Annotated in this window: 14 protein-coding genes and 1 pseudogene; 6 read left to right on the top strand and 9 right to left on the bottom strand. The window is 70.2% G+C overall.

What is annotated here, in order from left to right:
* Positions 1–112 precede the first annotated feature (112 nt).
* From EZM51_RS00230 to EZM51_RS00215, 4 genes are all read left to right on the top strand, one after another.
* Positions 113–1,489 (top strand): amidohydrolase family protein, encoded by a 1,377-nt coding sequence (locus EZM51_RS00230; RefSeq protein ID WP_211195765.1) that lies wholly within the window; start codon positions 113–115, stop codon positions 1,487–1,489.
* 126 nt (positions 1,490–1,615) lie between these two features.
* Positions 1,616–2,455, top strand: a complete 840-nt coding sequence (locus EZM51_RS00225) for a helix-turn-helix domain-containing protein (protein WP_211195764.1) — start codon at positions 1,616–1,618, stop codon at positions 2,453–2,455.
* A 63-nt stretch (positions 2,456–2,518) separates the two neighbouring features.
* Positions 2,519–3,100: a dihydrofolate reductase family protein gene (locus EZM51_RS00220; RefSeq protein WP_136706079.1), complete on the top strand. Its 582-nt coding sequence runs from the start codon at positions 2,519–2,521 to the stop codon at positions 3,098–3,100.
* Between the two features lie 37 nt (positions 3,101–3,137).
* Entirely contained in the window at positions 3,138–3,542 is a 405-nt protein-coding gene (locus EZM51_RS00215) for a type II toxin-antitoxin system VapC family toxin (protein WP_136706078.1), read from the top strand.
* Positions 3,543–3,557: 15 nt separating this feature from the next.
* Here EZM51_RS00215 and EZM51_RS00210 read toward each other — a convergent pair whose 3' ends face one another.
* The 6 genes and pseudogenes from EZM51_RS00210 to EZM51_RS00185 form a co-directional block, all read right to left on the bottom strand.
* Positions 3,558–4,466, bottom strand: coding sequence for an alpha/beta hydrolase (locus tag EZM51_RS00210; RefSeq protein WP_136706077.1), 909 nt, complete (start codon positions 4,464–4,466; stop codon positions 3,558–3,560).
* 41 nt (positions 4,467–4,507) lie between these two features.
* Positions 4,508–5,413: a potassium channel family protein gene (locus EZM51_RS00205; RefSeq protein WP_136706076.1), complete on the bottom strand. Its 906-nt coding sequence runs from the start codon at positions 5,411–5,413 to the stop codon at positions 4,508–4,510.
* 57 nt (positions 5,414–5,470) lie between these two features.
* The gene (locus tag EZM51_RS00200; RefSeq protein ID WP_136706075.1) at positions 5,471–5,968 is read right to left on the bottom strand and encodes a bifunctional nuclease family protein; all 498 of its coding nucleotides are present in this window, start codon (positions 5,966–5,968) and stop codon (positions 5,471–5,473) included.
* 164 nt (positions 5,969–6,132) lie between these two features.
* A pseudogene (locus EZM51_RS20935) lies at positions 6,133–6,572 on the bottom strand (ATP-binding protein).
* Between the two features lie 130 nt (positions 6,573–6,702).
* Positions 6,703–7,209 (bottom strand): MarR family transcriptional regulator, encoded by a 507-nt coding sequence (locus tag EZM51_RS00190; protein WP_136706074.1) that lies wholly within the window; start codon positions 7,207–7,209, stop codon positions 6,703–6,705.
* Between the two features lie 31 nt (positions 7,210–7,240).
* Positions 7,241–9,739, bottom strand: coding sequence for an FAD-dependent oxidoreductase (locus tag EZM51_RS00185; RefSeq protein ID WP_136706073.1), 2,499 nt, complete (start codon positions 9,737–9,739; stop codon positions 7,241–7,243).
* Between the two features lie 188 nt (positions 9,740–9,927).
* Between EZM51_RS00185 and EZM51_RS00180 the strand changes: the two genes are divergently transcribed.
* Positions 9,928–10,821, top strand: coding sequence for a hypothetical protein (locus EZM51_RS00180; protein ID WP_136706072.1), 894 nt, complete (start codon positions 9,928–9,930; stop codon positions 10,819–10,821).
* Between the two features lie 70 nt (positions 10,822–10,891).
* Here the strand turns inward: EZM51_RS00180 and EZM51_RS00175 are convergent, their stop codons facing one another.
* From EZM51_RS00175 to EZM51_RS00165, 3 genes are all read right to left on the bottom strand, one after another.
* A complete protein-coding gene (locus EZM51_RS00175) occupies positions 10,892–12,790 on the bottom strand; it encodes an FAD-binding monooxygenase (protein WP_136706071.1) in 1,899 nt (632 codons plus the stop codon).
* A gap of 252 nt (positions 12,791–13,042) precedes the next feature.
* Positions 13,043–14,404, bottom strand: a complete 1,362-nt coding sequence (locus EZM51_RS00170; protein ID WP_136706070.1) for a class I SAM-dependent methyltransferase — start codon at positions 14,402–14,404, stop codon at positions 13,043–13,045.
* Positions 14,401–15,786, bottom strand: a complete 1,386-nt coding sequence (locus tag EZM51_RS00165; RefSeq protein ID WP_136706069.1) for an FAD-binding oxidoreductase — start codon at positions 15,784–15,786, stop codon at positions 14,401–14,403. The genes EZM51_RS00170 and EZM51_RS00165 overlap by 4 nt, the downstream gene beginning before the upstream one ends.
* An 89-nt stretch (positions 15,787–15,875) precedes the next feature.
* On the opposite strand from EZM51_RS00165, the gene EZM51_RS00160 reads away from it, so the two are divergent.
* Positions 15,876–16,553 (top strand): YdeI/OmpD-associated family protein, encoded by a 678-nt coding sequence (locus EZM51_RS00160; RefSeq protein ID WP_136706068.1) that lies wholly within the window; start codon positions 15,876–15,878, stop codon positions 16,551–16,553.
* The last annotated feature ends 4 nt before the right edge of the window (positions 16,554–16,557 follow it).

Below are 16,557 nucleotides of genomic sequence, written 5' to 3'. Positions count from 1 at the left end.
GCGCACCCCGCCAGGCGACCGCGAATCAAGGAGGATGAGCGTCAGAATGTCCGGTACCCCCAGTCCACGCCCCGGCCAGCCGATCGTGTTCCGCAATGGAATCGTCCTGACGATGGACGATGCCCACACCGTGCTTCCCGAGGGCGACGTGCTCGTCATCGACGGGAAGATCGCCGAGGTCGGCGTCGACCTCGCCGCGCCCGACGACGCGTTCGAGATCGACGCCGCACGCGGCATCCTGATGCCCGGCATGGTCGACACCCACCGCCACATGTGGCAGACCGCGATGCGCGCCTACGGCGCCGACTGGACCCTCACGCAGTACTTCGTCTGGTACTACCTCGAGCACGGCATGAAGTTCCGCCCCGAGGATGTCGCGGCGGGCGACCTCGTCTCGGCGCTCGACGCCGTCGAGTCGGGCGTCACCACCAGCGTGGACTGGTCGCACGGGCTCCGCACGCCCGACCACGGCGAGGCGGCGCTCGAGGCGCTCGCGACCTCGCCCGGACGCTTCGTGCTCGCCTACGGCAACCTCGCGAACGCCCCGTGGGAGTGGACGCAGGACCCGGCGGTGCGGCGCATCATCGAGCGCGCGCGCGACGACTCGCGGCTCTTCGGCGCGCAGATCGCGTTCGACGTTCCGGGCGACGAGAGCTTCCCCGAGCGCCCGGCATTCGAGGCGGCGAAGGAGCTCGGCCTCAAGGTCACCACGCACGCGGGCGTGTGGGGCGCGACGAACGACAACGGCATCCGCATCATGTACGAGAACGGCGTCATGCAGCCGGGCAACATCTACGTGCACGCCGCGACGCTGAGCGAGGAGTCGTATCAGATGATCGCCGCGACCGGCGGCACGGTCTCGCTCTCCACCGAGAGCGAGCAGACCTGCGGTCAGGGATATCCGCCCGCCCACGCGTTGCGCAAGCACGGTATCCAGGCCTCGCTCTCGGTGGACACGAGCGTGTGGTTCAGCGCCGACATGTTCGCGGCCATGCGGGCCACCGTCGGCGCCGACCGCTCATTCGAGCACTTCCAGGCGCACGAGAGGGGCGAGACGGTCACGCACGCGATGATCCGCGTCGAGGACGTCGTCGACTGGGCGACCCGCGGCGGCGCCAAGGCGCTCGGCAGGTATGACGAGATCGGCAGCCTCGAGCCCGGCAAGCTCGCCGACGTGGTGCTCATCAAGAACGACGACTCCCCCACCATGACGCCGATCGTGAACCCGTACGGGCACGTGGTCTACCAGGCCGGACGCGGCGACGTGCACACGGTGCTGGTCGGCGGCGAGCCCGTCAAGTTCGACGGCAAGCTCGTGGCCGGCGACCTTCCCTCGGTGCGCCAGAAGCTCGAGAACACCGTCGAGTACCTGCGCAGCGAGCTCGGTGACGAGACCTGGAAGTCGGGCATGAACCCCGAGGTACCCGAGGTCGAGATCCTCACCAATCCCTACCAGTACCGGCGCAGCGAAGCGGCGCACACGCACTGATCGAACCCCCGCCAGGCGGCGGGTGATGCCGGCGGACTCCCCGACGCCGCGCACCATCCGCCGCCGTCTCCGGGCTCTTCGCGAAGCAGGGTGTACGCGGGGCGGGGCGTCGTCGATACTGTGGGCGTGGAGTACGTGTCCAGAGTGCCGCGACCGCCGCTGGACGGGCTGATCGACGACATCTACTACCTGGAAGGTGCGCCGCCGTACGCCCGGCTGATGCTGCCGGCGGCGCCCGCGCCCTTGCTCATCGTCAATCTCGGGGCGCCGTTTCTCATCCGCGCAGGCACCGACGTTGACGCCGTGGAGTACGCGGACGGCTGCGCGGTCACCACGCCCACCCGTGCGTGGGAGTTCGGCTACCCAACCCCGACCCGGTCTGTGGGGGTCCACTTTCGACCGTGGGGACTGGCACCGTTCCTTCCGATGCCCGCGGCCGAGCTGTGCGACCGACCGACGACGGTGGAGCAGATCTGGGGCCGGCCCGCTATCGCTGACCTGCGACATCGACTGACCTTGGCGGACGCACCGCACGAAATGCTGATGTTGCTCGAGGAGGAACTGGTGCGACGGCTGCGCGCGATCAACGGCTTGGACATCGTCCGCCACATGGCCAGCGCCATCGCGGAGACGGGCGGAGCGGTGCCGATCAGCGACATCGGCGTGGCAGCCCACGCCAGCAGCACATACGTGGCGAAGCGGTTCAAGGAGGTCATCGGCGTCACGCCGAAGCGGCTGGCGCGCAGCTACCGATTCACCGCGACCGTGTTGGCCATCAACGTAGCCGCACCTATCGACTGGGGCGACGTCGCCGCTCGCGCAGGCTATTTCGACCAGGCCCACTTCGTCCACGAATTCCGGGAGTTCACCGGGCTCACACCGACCCGGTATGTCGAAGTCCGGCAACGATTCCTACGCGAACATCCCGATCACGCGCTGGAAGGCTGGCCGCTGCCAGCCGATTGATTTCTTACAAGAGCGACGATTCACGACATACGAAACTTGGGACTCCAAACCAAGGAGGAACCCATGGGGAAAGTGGTCATGAATGCGTCGGTGTCGGTAGATGGCTTCATTGCGGCTGAGAACGACGATCCCGGTCCACTGTTCGAATGGTTGGTCAGCGGTGACGTGCCGTTGGACGACAGCGGCGTATTGAACGTGTCGCAAGCGTCCTACGACCATGTCCGGCCGTACTGGGACCAGGTCGGGGTGACCATCGCCGGCCGCCACGTCTTCGACCTGACGGACGGCTGGGACGGGACGCCTCCGAGCGGGATCGACCACGTGGTCGTCGTGACGCACCGGCCGGCGCCCGAGGGCTGGGACCCCGAGGCGCCGTTCCACTTCGTCGACGGCGTCGAGGCAGCCATGGCCGAGGCGCAGGAGCTTGCGGGCGACCGCATCGTCGAGGTCGCCGCCGGCGACGTCGGTGGCCAGCTGCTTGCCGCGGGCCTGGTCGACGAGGTGCGCATGGACGTCGCCCCTGTCGTGTTCGGGTCCGGCAAGCGCTACTTCGGGTCGGTCCACGCGCAGCACCTGTTGGAAGACCCAGACGTAGTCGTCCAGGGCAACCGGGTGCTTCACCTGCGCTATCGCGTGCGCCGTTGATCGGCGGCGAGCGGATGCCGCGTGGCATCATGCCGACATGACCAGATACGCGATCGACGCGCCCACCGCCGTCAGGCTCGCACGAGACGACGTGACGATGCCCGACGAGCACGCACTCGTGGGGCCGAGCATCCTCCGTTCGCACGCGATGTCGCTGCTGTACGGCAGCGTCCGGAGCGGCGAACTCGATGAGGCCGAGGCGCTCCTCGCCCTCGACCGCATCACGACGATGCGCATCCGGCTGCTCGGCGACCGGGTCTCGCGCGCGGTCGCCTGGAAGCTGGCGACGCAACTCGGCTGGGACGACACCGCTCCGGCGGAGTACCTGGCGGTCGCGAAGCTGCAGGCGGATGCGTTCGTCACCCTCGACCCGGGCCTGGAGCGGGCGGCGCGGGGCATCGTGCCGGTAGCGTCGATCGACGACCTGTACGGCCGGCATTGAGCCCGTGCGCCGCGCTCAGGCGTCGTCGCGGCGTTCCTTCACCGATTCTTCGGTGATGACGTGGTCGGCGGGCGAAGCCGGCATCACGGGGAATCCCGGCGGGGCGGCCCGATCCGTCTCGGAGTCGCGAGTTCCGGTCAGGAACTCCACCGCCGCCCGCCGGAACACCCGCGACGCGGGCGCATTGAAGTGGTGCCGATCGGGCAACTCGACGAACGAGCCGTGCGGCGTGGCATCCGCCAGCGCCCGCGACTGCGCCAGGATCGCGTCGTCGCTGCCCGTCGCGAACAGCACGGGCTGCCGCGGCGGGTGCGCCGGATCGGGGTCGGCGTCGCCGTGCCGCATCCCCTCGGCGAGCGCGACGAGCGCGAGCAGGTCGTTGCCGGGCACCCGCTCGGCGAGGGTCACGTAATTGCGGGTCACCGGTTCCTCGACCCGCGCGCCGCCCTCGGCGTAGGCGCGCGCCTGCTCGACCTGCATGCGCGCGAGTGGGCGCCCGTCGGGGATGCCGCCGAGCACCGCACGATCGACGCGGTCGGGCACCTGCACCGCGACCTGCCAGCCGACGCGCGCACCGAGCGAGTACCCCACATAGTGCACGGTGTCGATCAGGTAGGTGTCGAGCACCGTGACGACGTCGGCGACGAGTGCGTCCATGCCGTAGGCGGATGCCTCGTGCGGCTTGTCGCTCGCACCGTGGCCGCGTTGGTCGAGGCCGAGCACGCGGAGCCCCGCACGGGTGAGGTCGCGCACCCAGCCCGTGTTCACCCAGTTGTCACGGCAGCTCGACACGAATCCGTGAACGCACAGCACCGTCGGGGCATCCTCCGCGCCCCAGAGATACGTGGCGATGCGTCGCCCCTCGGCAGACATGACGTAACGGGGCGACGGCATCTCCGTGAGGGCTGGGATCGCGGCATCCATGCCCGCCATTCTGCCCCACCGGCCGATGCCCGGGGCCCCGCTCAGGCCTCGGGCTCGCGCGCGTCGCCCGACGGCATCGGTTGCTGCCGGTGCTGGCGAGCGTACTCCCGCAGGATCTTGTCGGTGCCGCCGCCGAGTCGAGGGATGAACCGGAGGCGCAGCACGTCGGCGAAGTCGTCGATCGCCTCCTCGAGCATCTGGCCGCTGTTGCGCACGGTGCGGTCGGGCGAGCTCCGCGCGAGCCTCGCCAGGTGCATGCCGTACGGCAGTTGCGCCGCGAGCGAGGCCTCCGGCACCTCCTCGGTGAAGTAGTGCGACTCGGCGTTCTGCCACAGGTCGACCCGCACCTGCGCGAGGTCGGCGGTGAGCGAGTCCAGCAGGCTGCTGGAGGTGCCGGCCTCCATGTCGAGCAGGTGCCCGGCGGTGTCGGCGCGCTGGATGAGCGCGATGCGCAGCGCGAGCGCGCGGCGCCGGCCGAGTCCCGGGTAGAGCTCCAGGAACCACGCCACCGCCGCGGTCAGGAGGGCGAACCCGATCAGCCCCTGCAACGGCGCGAAGACGCGCAACCACGGGTCGATCGGATAGGCGTCGCCGAGCCCGAGGGTCGACATGCTCACCGCCGAGTAGTTGAACGCCTCGACCACGGCGGGATAGACGTCGGGCCGGATCCCCGTGTTGTAGGCGAATCCGTCGGGCACGTGCGGCAGGTAGACGAGGGTCCAACCCGCGATCTGCAGCGCCGCCCACATCGTGACCACGGCGACCGCGGCGAGCGGGCCGGCCAGCGTGCGTCCGCGTCGGCCGAGCCGAGACGAGAGCCGCCACGTCGTGCCGGCGACGAGATGCGTGAGCCTGCCCCGGCCCGTCGGGTGCAGCACCGTGTGGAAGACCTCATTGAGCCCGAACGCGATGACGGCGAGACCGGCGACCGTCCAGACCCAGCTCACGCCGTCGACCCCGTCGCCTGCCGTCGCCTGGCTGCCTTCGGATGCCCCACCCGCATCTCAGCCCTGGAAGTCCTCGGGGTCCACGTCCTCGAGGAACTTCTTGAACTCGTCGAGCGCCTCCTCCTCGTCGGTGTGCGGCTCGACCATCTCGGCGGGGATCCCCGCCTCCTCGAGCACCTCGTCGGCGACGAACAGCGGCGCCTCGGTCCGCACGGCGAGCCCGACGGAGTCCGACGGGCGCGCGTCGAGCACGAGCGGGCCCGCCGGGGTGTCGAGGGTGATCTCCCCGTAGAAGGTGCCGTCCTCGATGCGGGTCACCTCGATGCGCTCGACTCGAGCACCGACCGTGTCGAGCAGCGTCTTCATGAGGTCGTGCGTCAGCGGCCGCGGCGCCTGTTCGCCCTGGATGGCGATGAGGATCGAGGTCGCCTCCTGCGAGCCGATCCAGATCGGCAGCACGCGCCCCTCGCTCACCTCCTCGCCGAGCGGCTTCAGCAGGATGATGTGCTGCCCCGACGCATCGAGCGCAACACCGAGCACGCGGACCTGGACCATGGCGACTCCCGTCGAACGATCGGGTGTGACACTGCCATCGTATGTCGCACGCTCGTCGGCACCGGCCTGCCCAGGGCGTGTGGATCACGTCTGACTCAATCCAGATCAGGGCGGCGGCGAGAGTGATCGCGGCGCCATAAGCTCGAATCCCTCGATCCACACGCTCAGCGGATGATCTCGAGCGGCCCCTCCTCGGGCGTGGGCGGCTCGAACCGCTCGAAGTACTCCGTCGCCGTCTGCACGGTCAGCGGCCAATCGTCCGCCTGCCTGCCGTGTCGGTCACCGACGCGGCTCAGGATGGTCTCGAGGTCCGTCGCGATGTAGACAGTCTCCGGCACGATGCCCTGCGGTGCGAGCAGTGCACGGAACTCATCGCGTTGTCGCCGGAACCAGAATCCGAAGTCGAGCACGACATCGTTCCGCGCGCGACGTGGCGCAGCAAGCGCGCCTTCAGGTCTGCTGCCACCTCGGCGACCACGTCGGCGGAGGGCATCGTCGTGATTCCGCGATCCCAGAACTCCACCTCGAACGACAAACGCGTCCAGCCCTCGCGCTCCAGGCGCTTGGCGTAGGTGGTCTTTCCGGCACCACCTGGCCCGCACATCATCACGACGCGGGACACTCGAGTCCGGTTCACTGCCACCGGGCCGACGTTACGCGTCGCCACTGACGTCGAGACTGAGAACGCTCCGCTCATCGCTGATCTGAATCACATCGGATTGGATCCACACGCCCTAGGCGGAATCCCGCGCGAGGCGGCGCAGGAGCTCGGCGAGCGTGGCCTGCTCGTCGTGGGTGAGGCCGCGCAGCGCCTCGGCCTCGCGGTGGGCGAGCCGCCGCATGGCGTCATCGACGCGCGTCGCCCCGTCGACGGTCAGGCGAACGAGCACGCTGCGCCCGTCGCGCGGGTTGGGCCGCCGCTCGACGAGCCCGCGACGCGTGAGGTTGTCGAGGCGGTTCGTCATCGCCCCGCTGCCGATCATGGTGGCCTCGATCAGCTGGGCCGGGCTGAGCTCGTGCGGCGCCTCCTCCCGTCGGAGGGCCGCCAGCACGTCGAACTCCCACGCCGCAAGGCCGGCGCCGCTGAAGGCGTCGGCGCGCAGGCGGCCGAGCCGGTTCGACACGCGCCGCAGGCGCGACATCACGTCGAGCGGCGTGAGGTCGACGTCGGGCAGCCGACGGGACCACGCGTCGATGAGCAGGTCGACCTCGTCATCGCGCTCGTTCACGTTGGGAGGCATATGTCGACGGTACCCCGGGTCGAGCACCCGGTCAGATGAACAACGTCGTGCCCGACTTCCCGGCCTCGCCGAGGAACGTCGCGACGCCGCCGAGCTCGATGCCGTCGATGAGGTCGGACTCGGCGATGCCGAGCAGGTCCATCGTCATCGTGCACGCGATGAGGCGCGCGCCGCTCTCGTGCGCCGCGCTGATCAGCTCGGGCACCGACTGCACGTCGTGCTCCTTCATCACGCGCTTGATCATCGCCGGACCTGCGCCGGCCATGTTCAATTGCGACAGGGGCAGCTTGTCGGGGCCGGAGGGCATCATCATGCCGAACATCCGCTCGAGCGCCGAATGGTCGCGCTTGGGCGGGTCCTCCCGACGCAGGGCGTTGAGGCCCCAGAAGGTGAAGAACATCGACACCTTCTGGCCCATGGCCAGGGCGCCGTTCGCGATGATGAACGCGGCGAGCATCTTGTCGAGATCGCCCGAGAACACCACGAACGAGGTCTGGTTCAGCTTCTGCGCGACCGCGAGTCCCGGCGCGCCCGAAGCGGATGCCGCGGCCCCGCCCTTGCGGAACGCGGCGACGTAGCCCGGCCCCTCGGGCTGCATCGACAGCAGCTCGTGGCCGTGGCTCGCGGCCCACGCGGGGCCGTCGCTCGCGAAGCCCGGATCGGAGACGCGCACGACGACCTCGTCGCCCGCCGCGAGCTCGCTCATCGTGCTCGACAGCCGCATGATCGGGCCGGGGCACGCGAGGCCCGTGCAGTCGAGGTCGACCGACTTGCCGGTGCCCTTCATCGCCGCGATGAGATCGACCGCTTCGGCGTAGTGGGTCTCGGGTGCGGGTGCCGCGGGCGACGCGGGCTCCACGTCGTGCCAGTAGCGGAACGTGTTCGAGCCGCCCGAGAGCGTCGCGACATCCGTGAATCCCCGCTGCACGAGGGCCCGGTGGGCGAGGTAGCTGCGGAAGCCGACCGCGCAGTACAGCCGCACCGGCGTCTCCCGGTCCCAGCCCTCGCTCGCGGTGCGCAGAGTCGCGAGCGGCACGTTCTCGGCACCGGGGATGTGCCAGATGCCGTACTCCTCGGGGGTGCGCACGTCGACGAGCCGCGCGCCCTCGGTGGCGGCCGGGAAGTCCTTGGCGTACCAGAGCGTGAGGTCGCCCTTCAGCACGTTGCTCGCGACGAATCCGGCCATGTTCACCGGGTCCTTCGCCGACCCGAAGGGCGGCGCGTAGGCGAGCTCGAGCTGCTCGAGGTCGTGCACCGTGCCGCCGAGCCGGAGCACGGTGGCGAGCACGTCGAGCCGTTTGTCGACGCCGTCGAACCCGGCGACCTGCGCGCCGAGGATCTTGCCGCTGCCGGGGGCGAACAGCAGCTTCAGGTGCATCATCGCCGAGCCCGGGTAGTAGCCGGCGTGCCCCGACGGGTGGATGTGCACCGTGCGGTAGTCGATGCCGTCGGCGGCGAGCTGCCGCTCGGTCGCGCCGGTGCCGCCCGCGACCATGTCGAACACCTTCACGATCGAGGTGCCCTGCGACGACACGTACTCGGTGTCGCGCCCGCAGATGTTCTCGGCGGCGACGCGCGCCTCGCGGTTGGCCGGGCTGGCGAGCGGAGTGAGCACCGACCCCGGCAGCACGGTGTGCGCGGTCTCGACGGCGTCGCCCGCCGCCCAGATGTTCGGGTCGGAGGTGCGCATGTGCGTGTCGACGACGATGCCGCCACGCGGCCCGATCTCGAGCCCGGCGTCGCGCGCGAGCCCGACCGCCGGCCGCACGCCCGCGGAGAGGATCACGAGGTCGGCCTCGAGGAACCGGTTGTTCTGCAGCTCCACCGTGATGCCGCCGCCGGGGCGCTCGGCGAACGCCGCGGCGGCCGTCGACAGGTTCAGGTCGACGCCGCGACTGCGCAGGTGCTGCTCGACGGGGATCGACACCTCCTTGTCGAGCGGCGGCAGGATCTGGTCGCTCAGCTCGACGATGGTCACGGCCGCGCCGCGGTGGCGCAGGTTCTCGGCCATCTCGACGCCGATGTAGCCGGCGCCGATGACCACGGCGTGCACGGTGCGACCCCGAGCGGATGCCGCGGCCTCGAGCGCCGCGTCGAGGTGCGCCTTGATCTCGTCCATGTCCTGGATGTTGCGCAGCACGTGCACGCCCGGCAGGTCGACGCCCGGCAGCGGCGGCCGGAGGGGGTCGGCGCCCGGGCAGAGCGCGAGCTTGTCGTAGGACTCGACGTACTCGCGGCCGCTCGCGATCTCGCGCACGGTGACCGTCTTCGCCTCGCGGTCGATCGCGAGCACCTCGGTGCCCACGCGCACGTCGATGTCGAGCGACTCGCGCAGGCTTTCGGGGGTCTGCAGCAGCAGCCGGCTGCGATCGGTGATGACCTCGCCGATGTGGTACGGCAGGCCGCAGTTCGCGAACGAGACGTAGTCGCCCTTCTCGAACACGATGATCTCGGCGAACTCATCGAGTCGACGTGCCCGTGCGGCGACGGATGCCCCGCCTGCGACTCCCCCGACGACGACGATCTTCATGGCGTGCTTCCCTTCGACTGCCGGCATGAGGCTCGGCGAACCTGCCGCGGCCGCCTGTCCCCCACCCTAGGTGCCCGGCCACGGCTGCCGCAGGACGTCCGGCCCACGAACGGTCGTGATGACACGTGACCTCCGGGCGGGGTACGGTCGGAGCATCCGCTCCCCTCACCCCCGCGGAGGACGGCACCATGATCGCGCGCACGGCGGCGCTCCTCGACCGCATCCTCGAGCTCGACGAGCCGGTCGATCGCAACGCGCTCATCACGCTCTGCTATCGCGACCTGGCGGAACGGGTCGCCGACGTCATCGGCCGCCGCGACGTCAACTGGTTCGCGTTCGGCGCCTGGGCGAGCGGCACGGCGGGTGCGGCGATCCGCGGCGACGGCCTGCCGATCGACCTCGGCACCTCACGGCACGTCGCCGCGGGCAATCTCGCGATCATCGAGAACGTCGCACCCCCGTTCATCCGCTGGCTCCGGGAGGTCGAGGCCGAGGGCGCCGCGAACCAGGCCGCGCTCGAACGGGCACTCGCCGACCCCGTGTTCGCGTCGTCGCCCCGGCTCGCCGAGGCGATCCGCTGCTATCAGGCCGCGCGCGACCTCTCCGCAGTCGCCGATCCGGTGACGGATGCCGCGGGCGACAAGTCCGCCGCCGAGCTCGTGCTGCTCGCCAACACCCTCGTGGGCGCCCACGAGCAGGGGCTGGTCGACCGCTTCATCGACGCGGCGATGCCGCTCGGCGGCGTCTTCGGCCTCGTCACGACGCGCTTCGTGTACCTCCGCACGCCCGACGGCCGGGTCGACGTGTGCCGCGACGTCGTCGCCCCGCCGTACCTCGGCGGCGCGATGTACCCGGCCCCGCTCGAGGTGCTGTCGCAGCCCGAGCTGTGCTCGCTGTGCGAGCGGTTCGGCCAGTCGACCGGGGCGGATGTCTCGGCCTCGAACACCCTCGCGTGGGAGGACCTCGACGACCGCATGGGCTTCATCCTCACGTTCTTCCGCGCCCACCAGCGCGACCCGCGCTTCTTCGACGTGCCGGCGGAGTTCCTGCCGCTCGAGCTGCCGGTGCACGCGATCGAGTAGGCGCGCTCGCACCCCGATCACGCCGCGTGCGACGGTGACGGATGCCCCGCGGCATCCGTCACCGTCGGCGTCACGCCGTGGCGGGCACGCTCGAGCTCAGGATGGGCCGGAAGAACGCAGCGAGCTCCTCGGTCGCGGTGAGCGGGAGGATGTTCGCGACGTACCCGTCGGGACGCACCACGACCACGGCGCCGGCGCGGTCGATGCCGCGCTGCTCGAAGATGTCCGCGGCGGGGTCGGCGGCGTAGACCTTCTCGTAGTCGATGAGCTGGAACGGCCCGACGGTGGGCTTGAACACGCCGGGAACGCCGCCGAGGTCGACGTTCGAGTGGTTCTGCTGGTAGACGACCTTCACGTCGAACCACGCGTCGCGGTCGAGTCCGGCCGGCGTGGCCGTGACGGGCGATCCCGGTGCGGTGGCGAGCCATTCGGCGAGGTCGGCGGTGGCGGATGCCTCGCCCGCGCGCGGCCCGTCGGCGAACACGTAGATCCGCCACCGGCCGTCGGCCGTGGCGTGGTGGCCGAGGTGGATCGGGTTCGCGTCGCCGACCCGAACGACCGGGGCGGACTTGAAGCGCTTGCCGATGGGGAACCCGGTCGCGAGCCGCTGGTGGGTCGCCTCGCCCACGATCATCGAGGGTGCGTACTCGGTCATGAAGCCGGCCGGGAACTCCGCGGTGCGTACGTAGAAGTCCTCGAGCTCCGACGGGCTCGCGAACTCCTCGGGCTTCTTCGCCATCATCGTCGACCACTCGCGGTCGAAGTCGATGAGGTTCTTCGCGACGACCTGCCGCTCGGCCGAGTAGGTGCCGAGCAGGCTCTCGGGGCTGCGGCCCTCGAGCACGTGCCCGAGCTTCCAGCCGAGGTTCCAGCCGTCCTGCATCGACACGTTCATGCCCTGCCCGGCCTTCGCGCTGTGCGTGTGGCAGGCGTCGCCCGCGATGAAGACGCGCGGCGTGCGGGTGCCGATCTGGTCGCCGGTGAGGTCGTCGAACCGGTCGGTGAGGCGGTGCCCCACCTCGTACACGCTGTGCCAGGCGACGTTGCGCACCTCGAGGGTGTACGGGTGGATGATCGCGTTCGCGCGGCGGATGATCTCCTCGATCGGCGTCTCCCGGATCCTGCCGTTGTCGTCCTCGGGCACGACCCCGAGGTCGACGTACATGCGGAACAGGAACCCGCCCTCGCGCGGGATCAGCAGGATGTTGCCCGCCTCCGACTGGATCGAGCACTTCGTGCGGATGTCGGGGAAGTCGGTCACCGCGAGCACGTCCATCACGCCCCACGCGTGGTTGGCCTTGTCGCCGGCCATGTGGCATCCGATCGCGTCGCGCACCCGGCTGCGCGCGCCGTCGGCGCCGAGCACGTACTTCGCCCGCACCGTGCGTCGCTCGCCCGAACGCTCGCCGCTGGTGTGCATCAGGTTCACCGTGACCGGGTACTCGCCCTCGTCGGCGATCTGCAGGCCGAGGAACTCCACCCCGTAGTCGGGCTTCGACCGCGTCGGCGACAGCGCCATGACCTCGGCGAAGTAGTCGAGTACGCGTGCCTGGTTCACGATCAGGTGCGGGAACTCGCTGACCCCGGTCGGGTCGTCCTGCGTCACGGCAGCCCGCACGATGCGCGACGGGTCGGCGGGATCGGGCTTCCAGAACGCCATCTCCGTGATCCGGTACGCCTCGGCGATGATGCGCTCGGCGAAGCCGAACGCCTGGAACGTCTCCACGCTGCGCGCCTGGATGCCGTCGGCCTGGCCGATCACGAGGCGACCGGGGCGACGCTCGACGATGCGGGTCGTGACGTTCGGGAACTGCGACAGCTGCGCCGCCGCGATCATGCCCGCGGGGCCCGTGCCCACGATCAGCACGTCGATCTCGTCGGGAAGATCGTCGGGACGATCGAGCCCGACGCCGGCGGCGGGCTTCAGCCGCGGCTCCTCGGAAACATAACCGTGATGGTGGAACTGCACGGGAACTCCTCACCTCGCTGTGTCGTGGCGCCCTGGGTGCGTGTCCGTGTTCTATAATCGAACTCGGAATTCACATATCGCGCACTCGATAGTAAGCGGATGCCGCGCGCCCGGCAAGTCGGGCCGAATCGCGACCGCTCGGCGTCCGCTCCCGGACCCCGCACATCGAGAAGTCGCGAATGCAGGGCGCCACCCTGCATCTGCGACGTTTCGATTTGGGAAGTCCGCCCGCCGTGAGCGGTGCGGATGAGCCTACGGCGTCCACCACGGCCGCAGCGGGAGGTCGCCGACGCCACCGCGCTCGTCGGGCTCGACCGCCAGCACCTGATGCAACTGGATGCCACCCGCTTCGAAGGCGAGGCGCGACCCCGCCATGTAGAGGCCCCACACCTTGGCGGTCGGAAGCCCGACCTCGGCGACCGCCTCGTCCCAGTGCTCGACGAGGTTGGCGCACCAGTCCCGCAGGGTCATCGCGTAGTGGGGGCGCAGGTTCTCCTCGTGCAGCACCTCGAGGCCGGCATCCTGCGCTTCGGTGATGATGCGGCCCGAACCGGTGAGCTCGCCGTCGGGGAAGACGTACCGGTCGATGAACCCGCGGGTCGACGCTCGCGACCGGTTGTCGGCGCGGGTGATGCAGTGGTTGAGCAGCAGGCCCCCGGGGCGCAGCCGGGAGCGCAGGAACCGGAAGTACGACCGGTAGTTGTGCACGCCGATGTGCTCGAGCAGCCCGATCGACGACACCGCGTCGAAGCCCCGCTCCCGGATGTCGCGGTAGTCGCCGTGACGCACGTCGGCCAGCTCGGTCAGGCCCTCCTCGGCGATGGCCCGCCGCGCCCACGACGCCTGCTCGGTCGACAGCGTCACGCCGGTGGCTCGGATGCCGCGGCGGGCCGCGTACCGCACCATGCCGCCCCATCCGCACCCGACGTCGAGCAGCCGGTCGCCGGGCTTCAGTCGAAGCTTCTCGAACACGAGCCGGTACTTGTTCTCCTGCGCCTCGTCGAGCGAGGCGTCCACGCGGGGGTAGCACGCACAGGTGTAGGTCATCGACGGCCCGAGCACCCACTCGTAGAAGGTGTTCGAGACGTCGTAGTGGTGATGGATCGCCTCGGCGTCCCGGGCCTTGCTGTGACGGAGTCCCTCGGCGACGCGACGCCAACGTGGCGGCGCCTCCAGCGACGGCGGCGCGATCGGGCGCAGATGCTCGACCCCGATCGAGCGGACGATCCTGGCTAGGTCGCGCGGTGGTGGCATCCGGAATACCAGCTCGTCGGCGAGCGCCGCGAGCAGCCGGTACGGGTCACCGGGATGCACGCCGTGGATCTCGAGGTCGCCGGCGATGTAGGCGCGGGCCAGACCGAGATCGCCGCGGGCGGTCGCGAGGTACGTGGTGCCCCGCGGCGTCTTCAACTCGATGCCGAACGGGGCGTCTGGCGGGCCTGCCGAGCTCCCGTCGTAGGCCGTGAACCGCAGCGGCAGGCGACCGCCGGCGAGCAGCCCGAGGATCTCGGCGAGCGTGAGCCTGCCATCGTGCCCGGGCGCCTTCGCGGCCGTCGCCGTGCCCGTCGCATCCGTCGCCGTCGTGCCCGTCGGTCGTTCCTTCGAGGTCGTCATCGTCGTTGCACCGCCTTCTCGTAGAGGTCGAGGAGCCGTGAATCGGGGTCGTACGTCGCCTTCGCCGCGCGGTAGGCGTCGCCGCCGTAGAGCCGGTCGAACTCCTCGGGTGGGTAATAGGAGTCGGAGTAGAGCGACTTGTGCCCGTCGAGCTCGCCGACCTTGCGCTCGATCTGCCGGTTCGTCTCCCCCTCGGCCTGTCCGACCGGCACAGTCGACCAGAATCCGACGTTGACGTAGGTCTGCCCCGGCCGGAGCGGGTACAGCGGCCAGCCGCTGCCCCCGTCGTCGCGCAGGCGCAGCGGGCACAGCCAGATCGGCTCGATCGGCACGTTCGCGAGGAACCAGTCGAGGAACTCGACGCATCGCTCGACCGGCACCTCGACGTCCTGGATCACGCGTTCGCGCGGCGGCCGGCCCCTGAGCTTCTCGAGGCGATCGCCGAGGTCGAAGCGCCGTTCGAGCTTCATGAGCTTCCAGTAGGTGCTGCTGCGCCGAAGCCGGCCCGGCCAGAGCCGGCGGACCAGCGGATGCTGCGCGCCGAACGCCTTCGAGCACCAGAACCAGTCCGTGTCCCAGCGCCAGAGGTAGTCGTGGATGGTGAGCCGATCATGCGTCGCGCCGTCGTCGTGCTGGATAGAGCGATAGAAGATCTGTCGGCCGGTGTAGTCGCTGACGGGTCCGGATGCCGCGGTCTGCATGCCCACGCACAGGTAGCTCTCGTCGGCGCTGAAGACGACCCCGTCGAGATAGTCCACGGGCACCCCGTCGAGCTGGCCGGTCTCGACGATGTCGTCCATGGCGGCGACCAGGTCGTCGAGGGCGTGGAATCGCAGGTGCGTGAGCGCGACGAACGGCTCGACGGGTTCGAGCTCGATGCGCAGGCGCACGGCGTATCCGAGCGTGCCGTACGAGTTCGGGAAGGCACGGTAGAGGTCGGCATGCTCGCTCGGTGAGGCGGTGACGAGCTCGCCCGCGCCGGTGAGGATGTCCAGCTCCAGCACCGACTCGTGCGGCAGGCCGTTGCGGAACGACGTCGACTCGATGCCGAGTCCGGTCACGGCTCCGCCGAGCGTGATGGTCTTCAGCTGCGGCACGACGAGCGGCGCCAACCCGTGGGGCAGCGTTGCGGCGACGAGGTCTTCGTAGGTGCACATGCCGGCGACGTCGGCCGTGCGGGCCGCGGGGTCGACCGCGATGACGTTCGTCAGACCCGAGGTGTCGAGGCCCGCGCCGTCGGCCGCGGTGCGCGAGCGGAACAGGTTCGAGGTCGGCTTGGCCAGCCGAACCGTGGCCGTCGGCGGAACCGCCAGATAGCTCTCCAGAAGGCGCTCCACGCCGGCGTCGTGAGCGGTGCGTGCGTCAGTCCTGGGAACGGACACGTCTCTACGCTAGTCCGCACGATCCGATGCGACCACCCGCGTGCATCGCGGCGCGACGTCGCGTCGGTGGCGACTGGCAGACTCGTGCCATGACCACGACGATCGGCCGACCCGGCGGCACTTCCGAGCGCCCGGCCGTCTTCTTTTCGGGCCCAGAGGAGTTCCGCGCCTGGCTCGAAGCCAACCACGACTCCGAGACCGAACTGTGGATGGGCCTGTACAAGAAGCACGTGCCCGACCGCGGCCTGACGTGGGCGCAGGCCGTGCCCGAGGCGCTGTGCTTCGGGTGGATCGACTCGGTGTCGCAGCCCATCGACGACGACTCCCGCCGGCAGCGCTGGAGCCCGCGCAAGCCCTCGAGCATCTGGTCGGCCGTGAACATCGCCCTCGTCGAGCGGCTCACCGCCGAGGGGCGCATGCACCCGGCCGGCATCGCCGCGTTCGAGCGTCGACGCGACGACCGGTCGCGCGTGTACTCGCACGAGAACCGCGACAGCGAGTTGCCACCCGAGGCTGCTGCACGATTGGCAGCGGATGCCGCGGCATCCGCCTTCTGGGAGGTCGCGACCCCCACCTACCGCCGCCAGGCCAGCCACTGGGTGGTCTCCGCCAAGCAGGAGGCCACGCGCGAACGGCGACTCGTGCAGCTGATCGACGACAGCGCGGCCGGTCGCGTCGTGTCGTTCCAGCGCTACGGCGAGACCCCGAAGTGGGTGGAGCGGGCCGCCGAGGCGGCGCGGGCGGCCTCCGCCGCGGCGGCCGAGTAGCGAG

It is taken from the genome of Agromyces sp. H66 (genome assembly GCF_004959775.1).
Taxonomy (GTDB): domain Bacteria; phylum Actinomycetota; class Actinomycetes; order Actinomycetales; family Microbacteriaceae; genus Agromyces.
The sequence above is the reverse complement of the archived record's forward strand: the minus strand, read 5'-3'. Positions and strand labels throughout refer to the sequence as shown.

What these genes read in the sequence shown, in the direction of transcription:
- EZM51_RS00230 (WP_211195765.1), top strand. Translation starts at nt 113, where the DNA reads ATGGACGATGCCCACACCGTGCTTCCCGAGGGCGACGTGCTCGTCATC.
- EZM51_RS00220 (WP_136706079.1), top strand. Translation starts at nt 2,519, where the DNA reads ATGGGGAAAGTGGTCATGAATGCGTCGGTGTCGGTAGATGGCTTCATT.
- EZM51_RS00215 (WP_136706078.1), top strand. Translation starts at nt 3,138, where the DNA reads ATGACCAGATACGCGATCGACGCGCCCACCGCCGTCAGGCTCGCACGA.
- EZM51_RS00210 (WP_136706077.1), bottom strand. Translation starts at nt 4,466, where the DNA reads ATGGATGCCGCGATCCCAGCCCTCACGGAGATGCCGTCGCCCCGTTAC.
- EZM51_RS00200 (WP_136706075.1), bottom strand. Translation starts at nt 5,968, where the DNA reads ATGGTCCAGGTCCGCGTGCTCGGTGTTGCGCTCGATGCGTCGGGGCAG.
- EZM51_RS00190 (WP_136706074.1), bottom strand. Translation starts at nt 7,209, where the DNA reads ATGCCTCCCAACGTGAACGAGCGCGATGACGAGGTCGACCTGCTCATC.
- EZM51_RS00185 (WP_136706073.1), bottom strand. Translation starts at nt 9,739, where the DNA reads ATGAAGATCGTCGTCGTCGGGGGAGTCGCAGGCGGGGCATCCGTCGCC.
- EZM51_RS00180 (WP_136706072.1), top strand. Translation starts at nt 9,928, where the DNA reads ATGATCGCGCGCACGGCGGCGCTCCTCGACCGCATCCTCGAGCTCGAC.
- EZM51_RS00170 (WP_136706070.1), bottom strand. Translation starts at nt 14,404, where the DNA reads ATGACGACCTCGAAGGAACGACCGACGGGCACGACGGCGACGGATGCG.
- EZM51_RS00160 (WP_136706068.1), top strand. Translation starts at nt 15,876, where the DNA reads ATGACCACGACGATCGGCCGACCCGGCGGCACTTCCGAGCGCCCGGCC.